Raw genomic sequence first — 4,293 nt, 5'->3', positions numbered from 1 at the left:
TTATTGGCGCAGAAGTCTTTTCGCGCATCCTTGACTGGAGCGACCGCGGAACCTGTGTGTTGTTCGGGGACGGTGCTGGAGCTGTTGTACTGGAGGCGTCTGACAAGCCAGGCATCTTGGCCACGGCGATGCATGCCGATGGTAGCCAGAACTCAATCCTCAACGTTCCTGGCCAAATTTGCGGCGGACAAGTAACAGGTGACCCGTTCCTGCGTATGGATGGGCCGGCGGTTTTTAAATTCGCTGTACGCGTACTGGCCGACATTGCTGAAGAGGTTTGCCAGATTGCAGCTATTAAAACCAGTGATGTCGATTGGTTGATTCCACATCAGGCCAATATCCGCATCATCGAAGCAACAGGCAAAAAACTGGGCATTGACCGCAATAGGGTTATTGTGACTGTTGATCGTCATGGCAACACATCGGCCGCGTCCGTCCCGCTTGCGCTGGACGAAGCTGTGCGCGATGGAAGCATCCAGCGCGGCCAAAAGGTTTTGATTGAGGGGGTCGGCGGCGGTTTTACATGGGGCGCAGCCCTTTTCGAATTCTGACCCAGGAGACGAAACAATGTCTTTTGCATTTGTATTTCCCGGCCAAGGCTCCCAAAGTGTTGGCATGATGGCAGCTTATGGCGACTCGACAGTAATTCGTGCCACATTTGACGAGGCTTCTGCGGCTCTGGGTGATGATCTATGGGCGTTGGTTGCCGAAGGGCCAGCCGAAATCCTTACCCAAACGGTAAATACTCAGCCGGTGATGCTGACTGCCGGGATTGCTGCTTGGCGCCTGTGGCTCGACAAGGGCGGAAAAAAACCCTCGGTTGTCGCTGGTCATAGCCTCGGCGAATATTCAGCACTGGTTGCAGCTGGGGTGATTGACTTCAAGGATGCGGTGCCGCTCGTTCGCTTGCGTGCTGCGGCCATGCAGGCAGCCGTGCCAGTAGGTACTGGCGCCATGGCTGCCGTGCTTGGGTTGGATAACGCAGGTATTGCAGCAGCGTGTGCCGCAGCAGCGCAGGGCGAAGTCGTCGAGCCGGTTAATTTCAATGCCAATGGGCAAACCGTGATTGCCGGCCACAAGGCTGCCGTCGAACGCGCCATGGAAGGCTGCAAAGCTCGCGGCGCCAAGATGACAAAGGCGCTACCCGTTTCGGCACCATTCCACTCTTCACTAATTCGCCCGGCTGCAGACAAGCTTGCTGCCCGTCTTGCGGAAATCACCCTGAGTGCGCCACAGATTCCGGTGATCAACAATGTCGATGTTGCCATCGAGAACGAGCCTGACCAGATTAAGGATGCACTGATTCGTCAAGCATACAATCCGGTACGCTGGGTCGAGACGATTCAATCGATGGCTGCTTTGGGTGTCACGACCATCGCCGAGTGTGGCCCGGGAAAGGTGTTGGCCGGACTTACCAAGCGTTGTGCCGATGGGGTTACTGGTGTCGCTCTATTCGATGCCGCTTCCGTTGAAGCCAATATCGGCTTGGGGTAATCGATGCTGAAAGAAAAAATTGCTTTAGTTACCGGTGCGACACGCGGTATTGGCCGCGCCATCGCTCTCGAATTGGGCAGGCTCCAGGGGATTACCGTGATTGGCACGGCAACCGGAGATGATGGTGCTGCCAAAATTTCGGCCTATCTGACTGAAGCTGGCATCAAGGGTAAGGGCATTGCGCTGAATGTGTGCGATGTTGGGCAGATGGATTCTGCTCTCACCGATATAGCCAAGGAATTTGGTGCCATCTCTATTCTGGTCAATAACGCAGGTATTACCCGTGACAATCTGTCCATGCGGATGGGTGACAACGAGTGGGATGCGGTTATCGAGACAAATCTGAAGGCGGTTTTTCGCTTGTCACGTGGCGTCATGCGCGGCATGATGAAAGCCCGCTTCGGTCGAATAGTCAACATCACGTCGGTAGTTGGTTACTCGGGCAATCCTGGCCAGGCTAACTATTGCGCAGCCAAGGCAGGGGTGGCGGGGATGAGCCGTTCACTGGCTAGAGAACTAGGTAGTCGCAACATCACTGTCAACTGCGTTGCACCGGGTTTTATCGCTACCGACATGACCCATGCGTTGACCGAAGAACAGAAGCAGGCCATGCTGGCGACGATTCCACTGGGTCGCGCCGGTATGCCAGAAGATATTGCCGGCGCTGTCGGCTTTCTCGTATCCCCGGCTGCAGCCTATATCACAGGCACAACAGTGCATGTGAATGGTGGCATGTTCATGGATTGATTTCCTGAAGCCTTGGCTTTTGGTAAAATAGTAACGTTTTTTTTCGCACCCCTGAGGGGAAGGAGTTTTTCTAATGGATAACATCGTAGAGCGCGTCAAGAAGATCGTCGCCGAACAACTGGGCGTGAACGAAGCGGACATCAAGAACGAGTCCTCCTTTGTGGACGATTTGGGCGCGGATTCCCTGGATACCGTTGAGCTGGTCATGGCACTGGAAGAAGAATTTGAGTGCGAAATCCCTGATGACCAGGCTGAGAAGATCACCACGGTCCAGCAGGCTGTCGATTTCATCCTCGCCAACAAGAAGTAATTCAATTCTCGTTGACTTTGGCAAGGCCGACCCCAACGGTCGGCCTTGCTACATTTGCTTTCGGAGTGCACCTTGGCACGTCGCAGAGTCGTAATTACCGGCTTGGGCATTGTTAGCCCGGTCGGAAACACCGTTGAAGAAGCCTGGCAAAATATTCTTGCTGGTAAATCCGGTATTGCCACAGTCACTAAGTTCGACGCCTCAACCTTTCCGGCTCGGTTTGCCGGTGAGGTCAAGAACTTTGACATTACCCAATATATTTCCGCCAAAGACGCTCGCCGGATGGATGACTTCATTCATTTTGGTTTGGCCGCAGGGATTCAGGCTGTGCGAGATGCTGGCCTGGATAAAGAAAACGTAGTTGATCCGGAGCGCGCCGGCGTTGCCATTGGTTCCGGTATCGGGGGACTGCCTCTGATTGAGGCAACCAAGGAAGAATACACCGCGGGCGGCATTCGCAAAGTTTCGCCATTCTTCGTACCCGGTTCGATCATTAACATGATCTCGGGTAATCTATCCATTCAGTTTGGCTTCAAGGGACCGAATATCGCCCTGGTTTCAGCATGTACGACCGGCACGCACTCGATTGGCAATGCAGCGCGCATCATCGAATATGGTGACGCGGACGTCATGGTTGCCGGCGGCGCCGAATCAACCGTGTCGCCTTTGGGGCTGGGGGGCTTCTGTGCCGCTCGCGCACTATCGACGCGGAACGATGACCCGACAACAGCCAGCCGGCCATGGGACAAGGATCGCGACGGTTTCGTTCTGGGTGAGGGAGCGGGCGTCATGGTTCTCGAAGAGTACGAGCACGCGAAAGCCCGTGGCGCCAGGATATATGCCGAACTCATTGGTTACGGTATGAGCGCCGATGCCTATCACATCACTGCACCAAACATGGATGGCCCGCGCCGTTCCATGGTCAATGCGCTCAGAAACGCTGGCATAGCTCCGTCTGACGTTCAATATCTGAATGCCCACGGGACCTCGACGCCGCTTGGCGACAAAAATGAGTCAGATGCCGTCAAGGCGGCTTTTGGCGATCACGCCTACAAGCTGGTCGTCAACTCGACTAAGTCGATGACAGGCCATCTGCTGGGCGGTGCTGGTGGTGTCGAGTCCTTGTTTACGGTCTTGGCTATTCACAATCAGATCTCGCCACCGACGATCAATATCTTCAATCAGGATCCGGAGTGTGATCTTGATTACTGTGCCAATGCGGCACGGCCGATGAATATTGAGTATGGTCTGAAGAATAACTTTGGTTTTGGCGGGACTAATGGATCGCTGATTTTCAAGCGCATCTAAGTTACTTCGGCAGGAAAGTGGACGGTGCAGTTTCCGATTGTTATCGGACTGCACCGTTCGCATTTTCTGGATGCCATGTTGCTGATTGCAGTTAATTTGGCTGGTGCAGCAATTCTTGGTTTTCAGTGCACCCTGTCAATACGGATTTGTTTGTTTATTGCTGTTCTGCTGTTGGCGACACACGCTTGGTATGCCATGACGCCGGCAATCAAGTTAATCCGTCTCGAGCGGGGTGGAGAGATTTTCATTGAGCGAGTCGGTGAGAACGAATTCGTGCCGGCGACACCCAAACCAGGGGCCATCATCCACCCGTACCTGACCGTTATCCGCCTGAAAACAGCGGACGCTCGAACTGCAACCTTGATTGCCACGGTCGACCGGAAAAACAGTGAAAATTTAAGACGTTTGCGGATGTTTATGCGTTGGCAGGCGAG

At 54.2% G+C, this 4,293-nt stretch carries 6 protein-coding genes; all 6 read left to right on the top strand.

Going from position 1 to position 4,293, the window contains the following annotated elements; all coding sequences use genetic code 11:
- A partial coding sequence (locus ADADOO_RS09235) for a 3-oxoacyl-[acyl-carrier-protein] synthase III C-terminal domain-containing protein (protein ID WP_511276938.1) occupies positions 1 to 551 on the top strand: 551 nt, incomplete at its 5' end.
- 16 nt (positions 552 to 567) lie between these two features.
- A complete protein-coding gene (gene fabD, locus ADADOO_RS09230) occupies positions 568 to 1,494 on the top strand; it encodes an ACP S-malonyltransferase (protein WP_511276936.1) in 927 nt (308 codons plus the stop codon).
- Between the two features lie 3 nt (positions 1,495 to 1,497).
- Positions 1,498 to 2,241 (top strand): 3-oxoacyl-ACP reductase FabG, encoded by a 744-nt coding sequence (gene fabG / locus ADADOO_RS09225; RefSeq protein WP_511276935.1) that lies wholly within the window; start codon positions 1,498 to 1,500, stop codon positions 2,239 to 2,241.
- A 73-nt stretch (positions 2,242 to 2,314) separates the two neighbouring features.
- Positions 2,315 to 2,551: an acyl carrier protein gene (gene acpP / locus ADADOO_RS09220; protein ID WP_066883607.1), complete on the top strand. Its 237-nt coding sequence runs from the start codon at positions 2,315 to 2,317 to the stop codon at positions 2,549 to 2,551.
- Positions 2,552 to 2,623: 72 nt separating this feature from the next.
- Positions 2,624 to 3,859: a beta-ketoacyl-ACP synthase II gene (gene fabF, locus ADADOO_RS09215; RefSeq protein WP_511276933.1), complete on the top strand. Its 1,236-nt coding sequence runs from the start codon at positions 2,624 to 2,626 to the stop codon at positions 3,857 to 3,859.
- 24 nt (positions 3,860 to 3,883) lie between these two features.
- Positions 3,884 to 4,293 (top strand): hypothetical protein (locus ADADOO_RS09210; RefSeq protein WP_511276932.1); only part of this gene is annotated, 410 nt, incomplete at its 3' end.

The sequence above is a fragment of the Azonexus sp. genome, assembly GCF_036170495.1.
GTDB lineage: Bacteria > Pseudomonadota > Gammaproteobacteria > Burkholderiales > Rhodocyclaceae > Azonexus.
This window is presented reverse-complemented; position numbering and strand designations above follow the sequence as displayed.

Coding starts and splice junctions, on each gene's coding strand:
- acpP (WP_066883607.1), top strand. CDS start 2,315: ATGGATAACATCGTAGAGCGCGTCAAGAAGATCGTCGCCGAACAACTG.
- fabD (WP_511276936.1), top strand. CDS start 568: ATGTCTTTTGCATTTGTATTTCCCGGCCAAGGCTCCCAAAGTGTTGGC.
- fabG (WP_511276935.1), top strand. CDS start 1,498: ATGCTGAAAGAAAAAATTGCTTTAGTTACCGGTGCGACACGCGGTATT.